At 72.3% G+C, this 16,716-nt stretch carries 15 protein-coding genes; 7 read left to right on the top strand and 8 right to left on the bottom strand.

Annotated elements, in window-relative coordinates:
- Positions 1 to 34: 34 nt before the first annotated feature.
- Together glpK and BB334_RS13405 are read left to right on the top strand one after the other, a co-directional pair.
- On the top strand, positions 35 to 1,540 hold the full coding sequence (gene glpK, locus BB334_RS13410; protein WP_068809008.1) for a glycerol kinase GlpK: 1,506 nt from the start codon (positions 35 to 37) through the stop codon (positions 1,538 to 1,540).
- Complete coding sequence (locus tag BB334_RS13405) at positions 1,537 to 3,102, top strand: glycerol-3-phosphate dehydrogenase/oxidase (protein ID WP_068809007.1); 1,566 nt, start codon at positions 1,537 to 1,539, stop codon at positions 3,100 to 3,102. Before glpK ends, BB334_RS13405 begins: the two co-directional genes overlap by 4 nt.
- Positions 3,103 to 3,115: 13 nt before the next feature.
- Here BB334_RS13405 and BB334_RS13400 read toward each other — a convergent pair whose 3' ends face one another.
- Together BB334_RS13400 and BB334_RS13395 are read right to left on the bottom strand one after the other, a co-directional pair.
- Entirely contained in the window at positions 3,116 to 4,924 is a 1,809-nt protein-coding gene (locus BB334_RS13400; RefSeq protein WP_198531256.1) for a TRAP transporter permease, read from the bottom strand.
- 75 nt (positions 4,925 to 4,999) lie between these two features.
- A complete protein-coding gene (locus tag BB334_RS13395; protein ID WP_068809006.1) occupies positions 5,000 to 5,956 on the bottom strand; it encodes a TAXI family TRAP transporter solute-binding subunit in 957 nt (318 codons plus the stop codon).
- 193 nt (positions 5,957 to 6,149) lie between these two features.
- On the opposite strand from BB334_RS13395, the gene BB334_RS13390 reads away from it, so the two are divergent.
- The gene (locus BB334_RS13390) at positions 6,150 to 6,902 is read left to right on the top strand and encodes a hypothetical protein (RefSeq protein WP_068809005.1); all 753 of its coding nucleotides are present in this window, start codon (positions 6,150 to 6,152) and stop codon (positions 6,900 to 6,902) included.
- Between the two features lie 31 nt (positions 6,903 to 6,933).
- Positions 6,934 to 7,668 (top strand): hypothetical protein, encoded by a 735-nt coding sequence (locus BB334_RS13385; RefSeq protein ID WP_068809004.1) that lies wholly within the window; start codon positions 6,934 to 6,936, stop codon positions 7,666 to 7,668.
- Positions 7,669 to 7,720: 52 nt separating this feature from the next.
- Here the strand turns inward: BB334_RS13385 and BB334_RS13380 are convergent, their stop codons facing one another.
- Positions 7,721 to 9,025 (bottom strand): S8 family serine peptidase, encoded by a 1,305-nt coding sequence (locus tag BB334_RS13380; RefSeq protein WP_068809003.1) that lies wholly within the window; start codon positions 9,023 to 9,025, stop codon positions 7,721 to 7,723.
- A 204-nt stretch (positions 9,026 to 9,229) separates the two neighbouring features.
- Between BB334_RS13380 and BB334_RS13375 the strand changes: the two genes are divergently transcribed.
- The 3 genes from BB334_RS13375 to BB334_RS13365 all read left to right on the top strand — a co-directional run bounded on the left by BB334_RS13375 (position 9,230) and on the right by BB334_RS13365 (position 11,103).
- The gene (locus tag BB334_RS13375) at positions 9,230 to 9,730 is read left to right on the top strand and encodes an RNA polymerase sigma factor (protein ID WP_068809002.1); all 501 of its coding nucleotides are present in this window, start codon (positions 9,230 to 9,232) and stop codon (positions 9,728 to 9,730) included.
- Position 9,731: 1 nt separating this feature from the next.
- Positions 9,732 to 10,559 (top strand): hypothetical protein, encoded by an 828-nt coding sequence (locus tag BB334_RS13370; RefSeq protein WP_068809001.1) that lies wholly within the window; start codon positions 9,732 to 9,734, stop codon positions 10,557 to 10,559.
- 70 nt (positions 10,560 to 10,629) lie between these two features.
- Positions 10,630 to 11,103, top strand: coding sequence for a tellurite resistance TerB family protein (locus tag BB334_RS13365; RefSeq protein ID WP_068809000.1), 474 nt, complete (start codon positions 10,630 to 10,632; stop codon positions 11,101 to 11,103).
- Positions 11,104 to 11,216: 113 nt separating this feature from the next.
- Here the strand turns inward: BB334_RS13365 and BB334_RS13360 are convergent, their stop codons facing one another.
- The 5 genes from BB334_RS13360 to BB334_RS13340 all read right to left on the bottom strand — a co-directional run.
- Entirely contained in the window at positions 11,217 to 11,780 is a 564-nt protein-coding gene (locus BB334_RS13360) for a phasin family protein (RefSeq protein ID WP_068808999.1), read from the bottom strand.
- Between the two features lie 165 nt (positions 11,781 to 11,945).
- Complete coding sequence (locus BB334_RS13355; protein WP_068808998.1) at positions 11,946 to 13,058, bottom strand: NADH:flavin oxidoreductase/NADH oxidase; 1,113 nt, start codon at positions 13,056 to 13,058, stop codon at positions 11,946 to 11,948.
- 50 nt (positions 13,059 to 13,108) lie between these two features.
- A complete protein-coding gene (locus BB334_RS13350) occupies positions 13,109 to 14,008 on the bottom strand; it encodes a radical SAM protein (RefSeq protein ID WP_068808997.1) in 900 nt (299 codons plus the stop codon).
- A 34-nt stretch (positions 14,009 to 14,042) separates the two neighbouring features.
- Positions 14,043 to 15,065, bottom strand: a complete 1,023-nt coding sequence (locus BB334_RS13345) for a 2-oxoacid:ferredoxin oxidoreductase subunit beta (protein WP_068808996.1) — start codon at positions 15,063 to 15,065, stop codon at positions 14,043 to 14,045.
- Positions 15,066 to 15,078: 13 nt separating this feature from the next.
- Positions 15,079 to 16,716: 2-oxoacid:acceptor oxidoreductase subunit alpha (locus BB334_RS13340; protein ID WP_083200463.1), on the bottom strand; the 1,638-nt coding region annotated here is incomplete at its 5' end.

Here is a 16,716-nt window from a genome sequence, read left to right as displayed (position 1 = left end):
GATCGTCGTCATCGGTACCGCTCACGGAGTGCGCATGTCCTACCTGCTCGCCCTCGACCAGGGCACCACCAGCTCGCGCGCGATGGTGTTCGACGCGGATGGACGGGTGTGCGGCCAGGCCCAGCGCGGATTCGGCCAGCATTTCCCCCATCCCGGCTGGGTCGAGCACGATCCGGCGGAGATCCTCGCCAGCCAGCTCGCCTGCGCCCGTGAAGCGCTCGCCGCCGCCGGGCTCGCCGCCGGCCAGCTGGCGGCGCTCGGCATCGCCAACCAGCGCGAGACCACGGTGCTGTGGGAGCGCGCCAGCGGCCGCGCGCTGGCGCCGGCGATCGTGTGGCAGGACCGCCGTACCGCCGCCGCGTGCGAGCGCCTGCGCGCCGAGGGCTGGGCCGAGGAGCTGCGCGCGCGCACCGGGCTGGAGCTCGACCCCTACTTCTCCGCCACCAAGCTCGCCTGGCTGCTCGAGCACCTGCCCGACGCCCGCGTGCGCGCCGAGCGCGGCGAGCTCGCCTTCGGCACGGTGGACAGCTGGCTGGTGTGGCACCTGAGCGGCGGCCGGCTGCATCTCACCGATCCCGGCAACGCCTCGCGCACCCTGCTCTTCAACCTCCACACCCGGCGCTGGGACGAGCGCCTGCTCGAACGCTTCGGCATTCCCCCAGCGGTGCTGCCGCGGGTGGTCGACAGCATCGGCGTGTGCGGCGAGACCGACCCGGCGGTGTTCGGCGCCGCGGTACCGATCGCCGGCATCGGCGGCGACCAGCAGGCGGCCAGCTTCGGCCAGGCCTGCTTCAGCCCGGGGATGGCGAAGAACACCTACGGCACCGGCTGCTTCCTGCTCATGAATACCGGGGGCGCGCCGCTCGCCTCGCGCAACCGCCTGCTCTCCACGGTGGCCTGGTCGGGGCCGCAGGGCGCCACCTATGCGCTCGAAGGCAGCGTGTTCATGGGTGGCGCGGTGGTGCAGTGGCTGCGCGACGCGCTCGGCCTGGTGCGCAGCGCGACCGAGATCGAGGCGCTCGCCGCGCGCGTGCCCGACAGCGGCGGGGTGGTGCTGGTGCCGGCCTTCACCGGGCTGGGTGCGCCGCACTGGGATCCGTGGGCGCGCGGCACCCTGCTCGGTCTCACGCGCGGCACCGGCGCCGCCCACATCGCGCGCGCCGCGCTCGAGGCGATCGCGTTGCAGACGGTGGACCTGGTCGGGGCGATGGCGCGCGACGGCGCCGGGCCGCTGCGCGAGCTGCGGGTCGACGGCGGGGCGGCGGCCAACGACCTGCTGATGCAGATCCAGGCCGACCTCCTCGGTGTGCCGGTGCTGCGCCCGCGCCTGCTCGAAACGACGGCACTCGGCGCTGCCTGCATGGCGGGCATGGCGGTCGGCATCTGGCCTGCTCTCGAGGTGCTGGCGGAACGCTGGCAGGCCGACAAGGTCTTCGCGCCGGCGCTCGGCGAGGCCGCGCGCGAGGCCGCGATCGCGCGCTGGGGGCGTGCTCTGGCGCGGGCCAAGGGCTGGGCCGAAGCGGAGGACGGCGCGCCTTGAGGCGCGCGCCGGGGGCTCGCGCGCGTCCCGTCCTGCTCGCGCGCCTGCGCGAGTCGAAGCCATGGGACATGGTCGTGATCGGCGGCGGCGCCACCGGCCTCGGCTGCGCGGTGGACGCGGCCGCGCGCGGCTACCGGGTGCTGGTGGTCGACGCCCACGACTTCGCCAAGGGCACGAGCTCGCGCGCCACCAAGCTGATCCACGGCGGCGTGCGCTACCTCGCGCAGGGCAATCTCGCCCTCGTGCGCGAGGCGCTCGCCGAGCGCGCCCGCCTGCTCGCCAACGCGCCTCATCTGGTGCATGCGCTGCGCTTCGTGGTGCCGGCCTACCGCTGGCACGAGCTGGCGCTGTACGGAGTCGGCCTGCGCGCCTACGAGCGCCTCGCCGGCGCGGCGGCGATCGGCCACAGCCGCCGGCTCGACCGCGCGCACACGCTGGCAGCGCTGCCGACCCTCAATCCCGACCGCCTGCGCGGCGGCATCGCCTACTGCGACGCGCAGTTCGACGACGCGCGCCTCGCGCTCGCGCTTGCCCTCACCACGCACACGCTCGGCGGCACCGTGCTGAACTACTGCGCCGCCACCGGCCTGGTCGTCGACGGCGGCCGCGTATGCGGGGTGGAACTGCGCGACACGCTCGGCGGCGGGCGCTTCCGCGTCGCCGCGCGCATCGTCATCAATGCCGCCGGGGTGTGGGCCGACGCGGTCCGCCGCCTCGCCGAGCCCACGGCCGCGCCCCTGCTGCGCACCAGCCAGGGCGTCCATCTGGTGGTCGGGCGCGACTTCCTGCCTGGCGACGACGCGCTGCTGATCCCGCGCACCGCGGACGGCCGGCTGCTGTTCGTGATCCCCTGGCAGGGCCGGGTCCTGCTCGGCACCACCGACACCGAGCGCGCCGACCAGCCGCTCGAGCCGCAAGCGCTCGCCGGCGAGATCGAGTTCATCCTCGCCACCGCGGCAGCGTATCTGCGGCCTGCCCCCGGCGCAGCCGACGTGCGCAGCGTGTTCGCCGGCCTGCGGCCGCTGCTCGACGGCGCCGCACACACCGGACGCCTGTCACGCGAGCACCGGGTCGAGGTCTCGGCCGAGGGTCTGGTCAGCGTACTCGGCGGCAAGTGGACGACCTATCGGCGCATGGCGGAAGAGGCCGTCGATGTCGCCGCCGCGCGCGCCGGCCTGCCGTGGCGCGCCTCGCCCACCGCCACCCTGCGCCTGCACGGCGCGCCGGCGCCGGGCGCGCCGGCAGCGGACGACCGCTACGGCAGCGAACGGGCGCAGGTCGATCGTCTGCCTGGCGCCCGCCGGCTGCTGCTCGCGGGCCTGAGCCTCACCGAAGCGGAAGTGCGCCACGCGGTGCGCGCCGAGTTCGCGCACACGGTCGAGGACGTGCTCGCCCGTCGCCACCGTGCGCTCTTCCTCGACGCCGCGCTCGCCCTCGCGGTGGCGCCGGCGGTGGCGACGCTGATGGCTCAGGAACTCGGCCGCGGCCAGGACTGGATCGACGCCCAGCTTGCCGGCTTCGCGCGCCTCGCCGCCGGCTACCGCGCGCCGGCAGGCGGCTGAGCGCCGCGCGCCTTCAGAAGCCGCCGACGAAGATCACCGCCAGGCCGCCCGCCAGGTGCAGCGCGCGGCGCGCGAGCGGCGCGGGGAGGATCAGCGCCCGGCTGACGAGCCAGATCCCGAGGCCGATCTTGGCACCGGCGAGCAGCGCCAGCAGCGGCGCCGACTCGAGCGCGATCAGGGCCGGATTGGCCATGAATGCGAGCGGGATCAGGTAGAGCCCGATGCCGAGCGTGATCGCGTGCCAGGCCACCCGCAACCAGGGCGCGTCGACCATGCCGGCGGCGATGAACACCGCGCCGCACACCGGCGGGGTGATCGTCGACAGCAGGGCGAACCAGAAGATGAAGAGGTGGGCCTGCAGCGGATCGACGCCGAGCTCGATCAGCGCCGGGCCGGCGACCGCGACGCAGATCACGTAGGCGGCGGTGGTCGGCACCTCCATGCCGAGGATCAGGCAGGCGAGGCCGGTCAGCAGCAGCGCGCCCCACAGGTTGCCGCCCGACAGGCCGATGATCAGCGAGGTGATCTTGACCCCGAGGCCGGTCATGTTGAGCACGCCGATGATCAGCCCGGCGCACAGGATGATCGAGGCGATGGTGGCGATCTGGCGCGCCGAGTCGATCGCCGCGTTCGCCAGGCGGTGGCGCCAGCGGGCGAGCGAGGGGCGCAGGCGCTCGTCGAACAGCAGCAGCAGCGCGGCGGCGCCGGTAGCGACGCCGCCGGCGTACTGCGGGGTGGTGCCGGACAGGAAGAGCAGGCCGAGCAGGGTCGCGAAGGGGACGAGGAAGAACAGCACGAGGCGCACGACGCGGGCAAAGGGCGGAATCTCCTCCGCCTTCATCGGCTCGAGGCCGTAGCGCCTGCCGTACAGGTCGCAGCCCGCCCACACCCCCCAGAAGTAGAGCACCGCCGGCAGCAGCGCGGCCATCAGGATGGTGCCGTAGGTGGTGCGCAGCAGCTCGACCATGATGAAGGCGCCCGCCCCCATCACCGGCGGCATGATCTGCCCGCCCGAGGAGGCGACCGCCTCGACCGCGCCGGCGAAGGCGGGCGGATAGCCGAGCCGCTTCATCGTCGGCAGGGTGATCGCGCCGGTGGAGGCGACGTTGGCGGAGGCCGAGCCCGAGATCGAGCCGAACAGCGCCGAGGACAGCACCGATACCTTGGCGGCGCCGGCGCGCAGCCGCCCGGCGAGCGCGACCGAGGCCGCCATGAAGCCCTTGCCGCCCTCGCCGGCGCCGATCACCGCGCCGAGGATCACGAACACCGCGACGATCTCGGCCGACACCCCGGTGAGCGAGCCCCACAGCCCGCCCTCGGTGATCGTCAGCGTGCCGAGGAAGCTCGCCAGCGGGATGCCGCCGTGGCCGAGCTCGCCCGGCAGGTGCTGGCCGAACAGGCCATAGAGCAGGGTCAGCGCGGCGGCGGTCGGCATCGCCAGCTTGACCTGGCGGCGCGCCATCTCGAGCGCGAGCAGGATCAGCAGCCAGGCCACGGCATGCTGCAGCGGGCCGCGCAGGCGGCCGTACTGGGCGTCGAGCATCTCCTGGTTGAACAGGATGTAGCCGCAGGCCGCCAGTCCGGCGAACAGCAGGACGAGGTCGAGCCCGCGCCGCCAGCCGTGCGCGGGGCGGGCGGCGAACAGGAAGACGAAGGGCAGCACGCTGATGATGTGCAGCGGCCGGCTGGTCAGGTTCGGAATCAGGCCGGCGGTGACCAGCCACAGGTGGTAGGCGACCGAGGCGAAGGCGAGCGCCAGCATCAGCGCGTGCAGCGCCGGGTGGGCCGGGCCGGGACGCGGCGTCAGGGGGGTGTCTTGCATGGTGAAAAGCCGGAAAGGGCGCGGGACGATGCGTCCGTCGCGCGCCCGGTTGCGGTGTGTCGCGTGATGCGCGGCTTATTTCAAGCGTTCGGGGACCGGGATGCCGGCTTCGGCGTAATACTTAAGCGCGCCCGGATGCAGCTTCACCGGGACGTTGTCGAGCAGCGCGGGGGTGACGCCGGCCCACCAGCCGTTGGCCTTGCCCATGCCGTCGCGGCCCGCCCAGTAGCTGCGCGTGAGCTGGTAGGCGGTGGCCTCATCCATGTCGGCGAGCGCGTAGGCGATCACCGGCAGCGAGGTGGTGGCGACGTCGTAATCCACGCCGGGATAGGTGCCGGCGGGGATGGTGATGCGGGTGCTGCCGGTCTGCCCGAGCTGTTCCTCGCTCATCGACAGCAGCCGGATCGGCGTGCCGGCGGCGGCCTCGATGACGTTCGGCGCGGGCCACGAGCTCGAGGTGGCGAAGCCGTCGACCTGGCGGTTCTTCATCGCCGCGCCGGCGCCGGAGAGCTCGATGTCGATGACCTTGACCCTGCCCTCGAGGCCGAACAGCTTCAGGTGCTTGACCGCCTCGGTGGCGCCGAAGGAGCCCTTGCCGGTGACGAAGCTCTTGCCGGCGAGGTCGGCGAAGGTCTTCACGCCCGCGTCCTCGCGCACCACGTAGTGCATGGTCAGCGAAGGGATCGGGAACAGGCCGCGGATCTTGTCGAAGGCGGCTTCCTTCGGCTCGAAGGGCTTCTCGCCCCGTACCGCCTTGGCCACCAGCTCGGGCGGCGAGGTGAAGATGTAGTTGGCGCCGCGGCCGGCCGCTTCCATCACGTTCTGCACCGAGCCCTGGCTCTCCTCCACGGTGACGATGATGTCGCCGCCGGTGCCGGCCTTCACCGCCTCGGCGATCTGCACCGCCATCTGGTAGTAGGACGTGCCGGCCTTGGCGGCCTTGTAGGTGACGCGGGTCTCCGCGCCGGCGGTGGCGCTCGACAGGCCGAACGCGAGCGCGGCGGCCAGCAGCAGGATGCGGGGAGTCTTCATCGGATCGCCTTCCTTTCGTTGTCGTTTGCAAGCGATAGGGTCTCACAGTTCGCTCGCGCCGGCAGCCTCCGCGGCGGGCGCCCGGTGGCGCCGTGCACGGTGTCGGGAATAAATCGCGATCGTGCGCGTTGTCGGTTCGAGCGGCCCCGATTCACTTCCGCGCGGGGCGCCGAACCGAACGAGAGAGAAAGCCATGAACCACAAGCTGATGCTCGCCACCGCCGCGATCGGCGTCCTGACGCTGAGCGGCTGCGCAACCACCCTCACCAACGACCGCCCCGGCCTCGACCGGCGCGCGATCACCGACGTCGACACCGACTATTCGCTCGGCCTGAGCTGCCTCGGCAAGCGCATCGACCGCACGCGCAAGGCGCCGATCATGGTCTATGTCGACCATATCGACGACCTCACCGTGCCCGAGCGCTATGACGGGCGCCGGCTGAGCAGCGGCGGGAAGTGGTGGCTGCACACCGCGATCAACAAGATCGGCAGCCGGCGCGTGCAGGCGGTGACCGCGAGCACGACCAAGGCCGACCGCGGTAACCCCAATCACCTGGTGCTGACCGGGGCGTGGACCCAGGACGACCAGGAGGTCGGGCGTACCGGCGCGATGTTCGACGCCCTGCTGTCGGATTTCGGCATCAACATCGGCGGGCGCGAAAGCTTCGACGTGATCGCCGGCGACTTCGTCTCCAGCCGCCAGGGCCGGGTGGTGCATGCGTCGGCGATCAGCGTCGCGGTGTCCTCGCGCAACGCCGGCTTCAACCTGCAGGTGGAGGATGGCGATCGCGAGTTCGAGCTCGACTTTTCGCGCTCGGCGAAGGAAGGCCCGCAGTTCGCCCAGCGCCGCATCGCCGAGGCGGCGGTGATGGTGCATATCGCGCGCGCATTCGACGTAGACTACCGTCCGTGCATCGAGCCCGGCGGCGACCCGGCGGGCTCCTGATTCCTTCCATCCCGTCGAGGAGCCGCGCCCGATGAACCTGTTCCGGCTGGCCGCCATTCCCTGTGCCGCCGCAGCCCTGCTCGGCGCCTGCGCCAGGCTGCCCGCGGTCGGCTTCGACGCTGGCGCGATGTTCGAGGACGTCCGCAGCACGTTCGACACCCGCCCGGTGCCGGCCAGCCTGGCGCCGGCGCTGCGTCCCGCCTACCGCAGGGGCGACACCTTCGTGTTCGGCCGCAAGACCGTGCGCCGGGTGGCGGCGGTCGGCCGCGACGGCATCGAGTGGACCACCGAGGACGGCGAGCGCTATCGCGCGACGCGCGACTTCTTCGTGCCCCACCTCGCCTACGAGCACGCCGGGCAGCGGGTCTCGAGCACGATCAGCGGCCGGCCCGAGGGGCTGTGGCCGCTCGAGGTGGGCAAGAAGCTCAGCTTCGAGGAGACGCGCCGGACCTTCTGGCCCGCCACCGGCAACACCCGTAGCGTGGACTTCCGCTGGGATTGCGAGGTGGTCGATGCGCGCATGGCCTACGTCGCCGCGGGCGATTTCGAGACCTTCCACGTGCGCTGCAGCGCCTATCGCGCCGGCTTCTTCCTGCCGGTGCAGACCCTGAGCTGGGATTACTCGCCCGCGCTCGGCCACTACGTGCGCCGCACCTGGTTCGACGGCGGCAGCTCGCGCGAGCTGGTGCTGTCGGCCGCGTTGCCGGGTGAGCTGGCGAGCGAAACCCGGATCGCGCGCGTACTCGAGCGGCTCGCCACCGAGTGAGCCCGGTCGCGGTGGCGTGCGGCCGGCGGATCCGGAGCCGGGCGCTGCTGTCCTAGCGGCAGCGCCCGACGAAGCGCGGCTGGCCCCAGCCGAACACCGGATCGCGCCCCGGTGCCCCCAGATCGACGACCGCGCCCGCCTCGCCGCGGAAGATCGCCTCGCGTGCGGCGCTGCGCTGGGCGAGCGACTGCGACACGAAGGCGACCATGAAGGGCACGGCGAAGGAGGTGCCGCTGCGCGCCTTGCCGCCGCCGCCGAGGTCGGCGGTCCAGAGCTTGACCCCGGGCAGGGCGTAATCCACGTAGTCGCCCTGGTTGGCGCGCCAGTAGATGCGGCCGTCGGTCGAGATCGCGGTGACGCCGAGCACACGCTCGAGCGCCGCCGGATAGGCGGGTGGCGCGTTGCGCCCGCCGTTGCCGGCGGCGGCGCTGATCACCACCCCCTTCGCCGCGGCGCGCTGCACCGCGGCGTCGAGCACCTGGTTGCTCGGTCCCGCCAGGCTCAGGCCGATCACCTTTACGCCCTGCGAGACCAGCCAGTCGATGCTCTTCACCAGGCCGGCGGCGTCGGCGCTGACGCTGCCCGAGGCGAGTTCGTAGAAGGGCGCGGCCGCCAGCAGGCGCGCGCGCGGCAGCAGACCGGGAAAGCCGCTGTCGGGTCGCCCCACGAGCAGCGCGGCGACCGCGGTGCCGTGCTCCGCGGTCGCCGCCTGTGCACCTTCGTCGAGAAAGCGGCGCTGGCGCAGTTCGGCCCCGGAAAGCGCGGGATGGCGCGCCTCCACCGCCGTGTCGACGATGCCGATCGACTGGCCGCGGCCGCACTCGCGCGTGTCCTGCGGCCAGTCGATGAGGCGCAGCGGCGCGCACGCTTCCCCGCCGCAGGCGGCTTCGTCCGCGGGCTCGGCGAGTCGGTAGAGATGGTGCAGGTCGAAGGTGCGCGGGTCGCGCTCGGACAGGATCTCGCGCGCGGTCTTCGCGTCCAGCCCGGGCGGCAGGCGCAGGCGCACCACCTGCAGCGACAGGCTGGTGGCGCGGATGCGCTCGATCACGGTGGCGCCGGCGGCGGTGGCGCGCCGCAGCGCCGCGGGTGACGGATCGAGGGCGAGGATCTCGTTGGCGATGAAGGTCTCGGGGGCACCGTCGGGCGCGCTGTCGACCACGTCGTAGTCGGGTTCCCAGCCGCCGTCGCCCCCTGCGCCGCCGCCGCCTCCACCCCCGGCGGCGCCGCCGTCGCCATCGTCGGCGAGGGCGAGCGCGGACAGGCCGGTCGCGGGCGGCAGTCCGAGCATCGGCACGGCGAGCAACGCGATGGCCAGCAGGACGGCAGGGCGGAGACGGGGGCTGGGCGGGATGGTCATGGGCGGGGCGAAACCTCGGGGTGGGCGGCCCGGGCGCCGGGGCAGGCGCCGCGGGGAGCGGGGATCTGGATGATAGAATTTATCGCACGACGAGGCCGCACATACGGCAGCCTTCAGCAACACAACGCGCGTCCGCGCAGAGAATTCCGCCCCGCCGATGGAATAAGCGCTCACCCGGCGCGTTATCGGCATGAGAGAGACCGCATGTCGACGACCGATCCGCGAGCCGAGCTCGTCAGCCTGCTGCCCCGTCTGCGCCGCTTCGCCTACGGCCTCACCGGCGAGGCGCATGCCGCCGACGACCTGGTGCAGGCCGGCTGCCTCAAGGCGATCGAGCGCTGGCACCAGTGGCAGCCGGGCACCAGTCTGGCGAGCTGGATGTTCCGCATCCTGCAGACCACCTGGCTGGACGAGTACCGCACCCGCCAGCGCCAGCAGACCGAGTCCGACAGCGAGGTCCTCGACGAACTGATGGGCGTGGATGGCCGGGTCGTGGTCGAGGCGCGCAGCGATGCGCGCACCGTGCGCAGGCGGATTGCGGAATTGCCGGAAGAACAACGGGTGGTGCTGATGATGATTACCGTCGACGGACTGTCGTACAAGGAGGCCGCCGCCGCGCTCGAGGTGCCGGTGGGGACCGTGATGAGCCGGCTCGCGCGCGCGCGCGCACGGCTGGCCGATGCGCTCGGCGGCGGAGCGGGCTGAGATGCGGATCGACGACGAGATCCTGATCGCCTACCTCGACGCCGAGCTCGAGGAGCACCAGTACGAGGCGGTCGAGGCCGCGCTCGCCGCACAGCCCGCGGTGCGCGCCCGGCTGCACGCGCTGGTCGAGAGCGGCGAACGCGTGCGCCAGGCCTTCGACGCCAAGCTCGAGGAGCCGGTGCCGCCGCACCTGATCGCTGCGATCCTGAATGCGCCGTTGCCGGCCGCGGCACCTGTGGAGTTCGCGGCGGCGGTCGGGCCCCGGCCCGCTGCGCGCTCGCAGCCCGTGGGTCGCAGTTTCGGCGAGCGCCTTGCCGGCTGGCTCGGCTTCGCGGGTTTCGGCGGCGGCGCCGCGGCCTTCGCCTCGGTGCTGCTGCTTGCCGCCGGCACCCTGATCGGCTACCTGCTGCTGCCGCCCGCCGAGACCACCGGCCTGGTCGCACAGCCCGGCGAGATCATCCGCGCCGAGGGCCTGATGGTGGCGCTGGAGACGGCGCCCAGCGGCCGCGTGCTGCCGCTGGGCGAGGCGAGCGTCGAACTGATGGCGAGCTTCGAGGACCGCGACGACCGGGTCTGCCGCGAGTACGGCCTCACCCGCAGCGCGCCCGACGCCGGCTACGAGATCGGCATCGCCTGCCGAGAGGCCGACGGTGCGTGGCGTCTCGCCTTCCGCGCGGAGGAACCGGCGGCGGCGGCGGCCGGTGGCTACCAGACCGCGAGCGATCGCCTGCACGAGGCGGTCGACGATTTCCTCGGCGCCCGCATGAAGGGGGGCGCGCTCGACACCGACGACGAGCGCGCGCTCATCGAGCGGGCGTGGACCCGCTGAGGCGAAGGCGGCGGGAACTCCCGCGCCCGCGCACGCACTGACCGAATGACGACCTCGCCCTGCCAGACCGATGCTCAAGACCCTGAAACAGCTCTTCGATACCCTCGCCGCCCCCTCACCCGCGTCCGATGCCGCCGTGGGCGAGCACACCCTGCAGCTGGCCACCGCGGTGCTGCTGGTCGAGGTGATGCGTGCCGACCATGAATGCAGCCGGGCCGAACGCGAAACCGCGATCGCCGGGCTGCGCGTCAAGTTCGGCCTCGGCGAGGACGAGGTCGAACGCCTGTTCGAGCTCGCGGAGACGACCTCGCAGGATGCGCCAGACCTCTACGGCTTCACCTCGAAGCTCAACCGCGGCTTCAGCATCGAGCAGAAGCTCCACATGATCGAGTACCTGTGGCAGGTTGCCTTCGCCGACGGCCAACTGAGCCATCTCGAGAACCACCTGATGCTCAAGCTCGGCGATCTGCTCTACATCCCGCGCGGTGATTTCGTCGCCGCCAAGCAGCGCGCCCGCGCAGCGGCCGGAATGGCACCCGAATGAGGCGGGCGGCGACACGCGCGTAAACGGAAGAAGCCGCCCGGCTGGTGGCCGGGCGGCTTCTTCCATGCTGCTGCGGCGCCGGGTTGCCCCGGCGCGCGCTGGCGCGAGACCGATTACTTCTTGGCGGTCGTGGCCTTGGCGGCGTTGGTCGTGGCGGTCACGGTCGCCTCGGTGGCGGCGGCCAGGTTGGCTTCGGCCATTTCGGTCACCTGCTTGGAGGCCTTGGTCGCGCTGTCGTAGACGTTGTTGGCGGCGCCGAGAGCCGACTTGACGGCAGCGAACATCGGCTCGGAACCGGCGGGCGCGCTCTTCGCGGCCTTCTCGAGGGCGGCTTCGACGTTCTTGTTGAACTCGCCGACCTGGACTTCGAACAGCTTGGCGACTTCCTGCTGGCCTTCGCTGGCGATCTCGTAGACGCTGCGGCTGTAGGCCACGGCCTTTTCGATCGCGGGCTGGGTCAGCGACGACTGCAGGCCGGCGAGATCCTGCGGGTTCTTCGCGGCGAGCACCGACTTGGCGGCGGCGACGCCGTCTTCCAGCGCGGCGCGGGCGGTGTTCAGGTTCAGCGCGGTGAGGCGCTCGGCTTGATTGAAGACCGCGTTGGCGAGGGCCAGAATGGTCTCGACGTTGTTCTTGCTGGCGGCGGCGATCTGCTCGGGGGTGTTGATGGCGTTCATTGGGCTTCCTTGAGTTGGGGTCGAATCGTCAAAGTCACCCGGGTGAACCGTCGGGCGCTCTTTTTGCTGCGTTGCAACATGACCTGAATTATAGAGACGAACACCTCAAAGTCAAGTTAATGTTGCGTTGCAGTATCCGACCCCGCCGAAGCGCCGCACGCCGCGTCAGCGCTGGCCGATGCGGACCGCGCCGAACAGCGACTTCTGACCCGCCGGCTGCGAACGCCAGTACTGGCGCGGTGCACTCACCTCGGCGCCCAGCTTCGCCGCCGCATGCCACGGCCAGCGCGGATTGTAGAGCAGGCCGCGGGCGAGCGCGACCATGTCGGCCTGGCCGGAGGCGATCACCGCCTCGGCCTGTTCCGGCTCGGTGATGAGGCCGACCGCGATGACCGGGATCTCGATGTTGCGGCGCACCTCGACCGCGAGCGGCACCTGGTAGCCGGGGCCGATCGGGATCTGCTGCCGCGGCGACAGGCCGCCGCTGGAAACGTGGATGAAGGCGGCACCGCGGCGTTCGAGCTCCTGGCACAGCGCGATGCTCTGCTCGATCTCCCAGCCGTTCTCGACCCAGTCGGTGGCCGAGATCCGCACCCCCACCGGCAGCGTGGGCGGCACCGCGGCGCGCACCGCGTCGAAGACCTCGAGCGGGAAGCGGCAGCGGTTTTCCAGGCTGCCGCCGAAGCGGTCGATGCGGTGGTTCGACAGCGGCGACAGGAACTGGTGCAGCAGGTAGCCGTGCGCCGCGTGGAGCTCGATGAGGTCGATCCCGAGCCGCGCCGAACGCCGCGCCGCGTCGACGAAGCCCTCGCGGATGCGCGCCAGGCCCGCCTCGTCGAGCTCGGCCGGCGACGCCTCGCCCGGCGCATGCGGGAGCGGGGACGGTGCGACCGTCTGCCAGCCGCCCTCGGCCGGCGTCACGAGCTGGCCGCCGTCCCACGGCGCCTGGCTCGAAGCCTTGCGCCCGGCGTGCGCGAGCTGGATGCCGATCGGCATCGCGGAGTACTTGCGCACGCCCGCGAGCACGCGGCCGAGCGCGGCCTCGGTGTCGTCCGAGTAGAGGCCGAGGTCGTGCGCGGTGATGCGACCTTCCGGCACTACGCCGGTGGCCTCGATGATCAACAGGCCGGCGCCCGACAGCGCGAGCTGGCCGAGGTGGATCAGGTGCCAGTCGGTGGCGCGGCCGTCCTCCGCCGAGTACTGGCACATCGGCGCGACGACGATCCGGTTGGGCAGGTGCAGGCCGCCCACTTCGAGGGGCGAGAAAAGTTGGCTCATGATCGGGCTTTCCTTGCGTTGGACGAGGGCAATGATACGTCCCGGCGCGGCTAAAGGCCGCGCATCCAGGACGGTCGCAGCGACGCGGCCGCGGGGTCCGCGAGCGCGGCCCGCACCTGGGCGAGCAGGCGCGCCTTGTCGGCGCAGAGGGTGCCCTTGAGCACCAGCCAGTTGGAGGCGTGGTCGGAGCGGAACACGGTGCGCTCCAGCTCGAGCTGCGCGAGGAAGCGCTCCATCTCGCGGAACAGGCCCTGCTGCGACAGCGGTCGCCAGTCGGGCCAGGCCTGCAGGAAGCGGCGGCCCTCGTCGTGCAGGGTCACGACCAGGGTGGACAGGTACTCGGGCTGGGTGGCGTTGGCGAGCCGCGCCGAATTGTCGGCGTGCTGCGCGCTGAGCGCCTCGCCGCCGAGGCCGTTGAGGATCATCACCGAGCGGGTGATGCCGGCCTCGCCGAGCTTGTCGAGCGCGGCGCGGGTGGAGTCGAAGCTCTCGCCCTTGTCCACCCTCGCCAGCACCTCGTCGTCGCCCGACTCGGCGCCGAGGTAGGCGAGCTTGAGGCCGGCGTCGGCGAGCGTCTTCAGTTCGGCGACGGTCTTCCTTTTCAGGTTGCGGGCGAGGCAGTAGCTCGACACCCGGTGCACCGCGGGCAGGTGCTCGCGGATCGCCTCGAGGTAGGCGAGCAGGCGGCGGGTCGGCAGCACCAGGGCGTCGCCGTCGGCGAGGAAGACGCGCCGCACCCGAGCGCCGAAGCGCTCGCCGGTGCGGCGGATGCTGTCGATCACCTCGACCTCGTCGCGCGCGCGAAACGCCTTCTGCGGCGCGGTGTACATCTCGCAGAAGCTGCACTTGTTCCACGAGCAGCCGTCGGTGACGGGCAGGATCAGCGAATCCGCCTCGCTCGGCGGACGAAACACGGGTTCGACGTAGCGGATCGGGATCGATGCGGACAAGCGGGCCTCCGGGGAAGTGCGTGAGGCCCCAAGCCTAGCCGATTTCCCAGCTGTTGCCGCCCGCGAGCAGGGTCTGCAGGTCGCCGCGGCCATGGCGCGCCTGGGCGGCGGCGACGAGTCCGGCATGGCGGGCCTCGCAGCTCGGCAGTTCGACCGCGCGGAACACGCCGAGCGGCACCGGGAAGCCGGGCGCGGCGAGTTGGGCGAGGAGAAAACCGAGTGCGCCGCCGTCGGCGCGCTCGTCGTGCACCAGCAGCTCGTCCTCGCGCGCACCCTCCGGTCCGATCGCGACCACCTCGGCCTGCAGCCCGCGCAGGCGGATGCCCTTGTCGCGCGCGGCGCCGAACACCAGCGGCCGGCCGTGCTCGAGCACGATGCGCGCCTCGTCGCGGGTGGCGCGGTCGGTGAGCGCGCGGTAGCTGCCGTCGGCGAACATGTTGCAGTTCTGCAGCACCTCGACGAAGGCGGTGCCCGGGTGCAGGGCGGCGCGGCGCAGCACCTCGCCGAGGCGGGCGAGGTCGGTGTCGAGCGCGCGGGCGACGAAGGTGGCGCCCGCGCCGAGCGCCAGCGCGACCGGGTCGAAGGGCCGATCGACGTTGCCGAGCGGGGTCGATTTCGTGTGCTCGCCGAGTTCGGTGGTGGGCGAGGCCTGACCCTTGGTGAGGCCGTAGATGCGGTTGTTGAGCAGCACGATGCGGATGCCGACGTTGCGCCGCAGGGCGTGGATGAAGTGGTTGCCGCCGATCGCGAGCGCGTCGCCGTCGCCGGTCACCACCCACACCGACAGCTCGGGGCGGGCGAGCTTGAGGCCGCTGGCGATCGCCGGCGCCCGGCCGTGGATGGCGTGCATGCCGTAGGTGTCGAGATAGTAGGGAAAGCGGCTGGCGCAGCCGATGCCGGAGACGAAGGCGAAGTCCTCGCGCGGGATGCCGAGCGTGGGCAGCAGCTTCTGGATCTGGTTCAGCAGCGCGTGGTCGCCGCAGCCGGGGCACCAGCGCACCGCCTGGTCGCTCTCGAAGTCCTTCCGCGTCAGCGGGTGTTCGATGGCCGGGTTCATGGCGCAGGCCTCCTCAGGCGAGTTCGAGAATGCGGTGCAGGATTTCCTCCACCATGAAGGGGCGGCCCTGCACCTTGCACAGCGGCACCACCTCGCGCAGGTAGCGTTCGCGCAGCAGCAGCGAGAGCTGGCCGAGGTTGAGCTCGGGCACGAGCACGGTGCGGTGGCGCTGGAGGATGTCGCCGAGATCGGGCGGCAGCGGGTTGAGGTGGCGCAGATGGACGTGCGCCACCGCCTTGCCGGCGGCCTCGGCGGCGGCGCGGGCCTGGGTCGCCGCACCCCAGGTGCCGCCCCAGGTGAGCATCAGCAGCGCGGCGTCGGCGGCGCCGTCGACCCGGGTGGGCGGGATCTCGCGGGCGACCCCGTCGACCTTGGCCGCGCGCGTCTCGACCATGCGCTGGTGGTTGGCCGGCACATGCGAGATGTTGCCGCTGAGGAAGTCCTTCTCCAGCCCGCCGATGCGGTGCTCCAGCCCGGGGGTTCCGGGCCGCACCCAGGGTCGTGCGAGCTCGGCGTTGCGGGCGTAGGGGGCGAAGTCCGCCGTCGTGGTGTGGAAGCGCACCTCCGGCCCGTGAAGGTCCGAGACCGTCGGGATGCGCCAGGGCTCGGCGGCGTTGGCGATGCCGCCGTCGCTCAGCAGGATCACCGGCGTCATGTACTTCACCGCGATGCGGAAGGCCTCGAGCGCGCAGTCGAAACCGTCAGCCGGCGAGCGCGCGGCGATCACCGGCAGCGGGCATTCGCCGTGGCGGCCGTGGATCGCCTGCAGCAGGTCGGACTGCTCTACCTTGGTCGGCAGGCCGGTCGATGGCCCGGCGCGCTGCACGTTCACCACCACCAGGGGCAGCTCGAGCATCACCGCGAGGCCGAGCGCCTCGGCCTTCAGCGACATGCCCGGGCCGGAGGTGGTGGTGAGCGCCAGCACGCCGCCCCAGGCCGCGCCAATCGCCGCGCAGATGCCGCCGATCTCGTCCTCGGCCTGGAAGGTGGTGACGTCGAGATGCTTCAGCGCCGCGAGCTCGTGGAGGATCTCGGTGGCCGGCGTGATCGGGTAGGAGCCGAGGAACAGCGGCAGGCCGGCGCGTTGGGCGGCAGCGACGCAGCCGAGCGCGATCGCCTGGTTGCCGGTGAGGCTGCGGTAGGTGCCGGGCGGCAGCTGAGCGGGGGACACGTGGGGCACCTCGGCCCACCATTCGGAGGCCTCGGCATGGCCGTAGCCGGCGCGCAGGGCGATCACGTTGGCCTCGGCCGCGCGTGGGTCGCGCTCGCCGAAGCGCGCGCGGATCGACTCGATCTCGCGCTCGGGCGTCTGGCCGTAGAGGCAGAGCATCATGCCGAGGGCGAAGTAGTTCTTGCAGCGCTCGGTCTCCTTGCGGCCGAGGCCGCAGCAGGCGAGCGCGGTCGCGGTGAGGCCCGACATGTCGACCGCGAGCAGGCGGTAGCCCGCGAGGCTGTCGTCGTCGAGCGGGTTGGCGGCGTAGCCGGCCTTCGCCAGGTTGGCGGGGGTGAAGGCGCCGCTGTTGACGATCAGGGTGGCGCCCGGGCGGACGTCGGCGAGGTTGGCGCTGAGCGCCGCCGGGTTCATCGCCACCAGCACGTCGGGGCGGTCGCCGGAGCTCAGCGCGGCACCGGCGGCGAACTTGACCTGGAA

Source organism: Thauera phenolivorans (assembly GCF_001696715.1).
GTDB lineage: Bacteria > Pseudomonadota > Gammaproteobacteria > Burkholderiales > Rhodocyclaceae > Thauera > Thauera phenolivorans.
Note: the sequence above shows the minus strand (reverse complement) of the source record. Positions and strands in the feature narration are given on the sequence as shown.